Genomic DNA, 1266 nt, shown 5'->3' with positions numbered 1-1266 from the left:
TATGTACTAATTTTTGACTTTGCTCCGTTAAAGCCTTTGTAATTACAGGACTTGCATGCCCTAAGCAATTTACTGAAATTCCTGATACGAAGTCTAAATATTCATTGCCTTCATTATCATAAATATATGTTCCCTTCCCTTTTTCAAAAACTTTATTGTAACGGCTATATACATTTAATAACATTTTTAATTTTCTCCTTTATTTTTTATTTTTCATCAGTTTATATAAATCCTGTAAATCTTCTTCTGCTTTTTTAAATTTAGTTTTTATTGCTTGTTTATAATATTTTTCCGATTCATCGTATTTTTTCATTTCTTTATATAAATCACCTAAATTATCATTTATAAGACCTTCTAAATTTTCAGTATCACTTTTATAATCAGGTTTTTGAATTAACATTTCTAATGCGTTTTTTAAATATTTTTCAGCTTCAGCATACTTTTTTTTATTTTTATAAAGTATTCCTAAGTTATTCGTTGCTTCTATAAGACCTTTTTCACTAGCCAATTTAAAATATTTTTCACTTTGAGAATAATATTTTGAACCTGCTCTAGAATATAAAAGTGCCAAATTATAAGTCGCTTTTAAATGTCCATTTTCACTCGCTGTTTTTAAATACGCTTCTGCTTTAGAAAATAATCCTGATTTTCCATACCAATTTCCTAAATTATACATAGCATCTAAATTCCCTTTATCTGCCGCTGCCCTAAGATATAATTCCATATTTCCAAAATCTTTTTTTTCTTTATAAACATTTGATAAATTAATCATTGCTGTTGTGTAACCTTTATCCGCTAATATTTTATAATATTTTTCAGCTTCATCATAATTTTTTTGCTTTTGGAAAATATATCCTAACCTAAATATTGCAGACTCTGAATCATCGCTATTTTCCTTCTCAACTAATTTATAATATTTAATTGCTTGTGTATAATCTCCTTTTTCATAATATTTTTTTGCCAATTCCATATTTGTTTCTGCCAGACCATTTATTGAAATTATTAATCCTAATAAAAATAAAATACATCTTTTTTTCATAATATTCTCGTATAATAAATATATAAATAATTATATAAAATATCAGACACTCCTCTCACTATATTTTTTTATTTCATTCATTTCTATTACTTCTTTTAAATACTGTTTTTAGTCAATAGAATTATTCTTTTTTATAAGTGTTCCAGCCCCTTCGACTGTAAACAACTCAAGAATTACAGAATGTTCCAATTTACCATTTAGAATAACAACATTTTCTACGCCATTTT

2 protein-coding genes are annotated in these 1266 nt (G+C 25.2%); both read right to left on the bottom strand.

The features are described from left to right. The coding region (locus tag ACO409_RS10995; RefSeq protein ID WP_485557208.1) for an aminotransferase class III-fold pyridoxal phosphate-dependent enzyme at positions 1-184 on the bottom strand (184 nt) is incomplete at its 3' end. A 15-nt stretch (positions 185-199) separates the two neighbouring features. Beyond that, positions 200-1039 carry a tetratricopeptide repeat protein gene (locus ACO409_RS10990; RefSeq protein ID WP_485557206.1) on the bottom strand — a complete coding sequence of 280 codons (840 nt, stop codon included), beginning with the start codon at positions 1037-1039 and terminating at the stop codon, positions 200-202. Positions 1040-1266 lie beyond the last annotated feature (227 nt).

The organism is Leptotrichia sp. (assembly GCF_057270615.1).
Note: the sequence above shows the minus strand (reverse complement) of the source record. Positions and strands in the feature narration are given on the sequence as shown.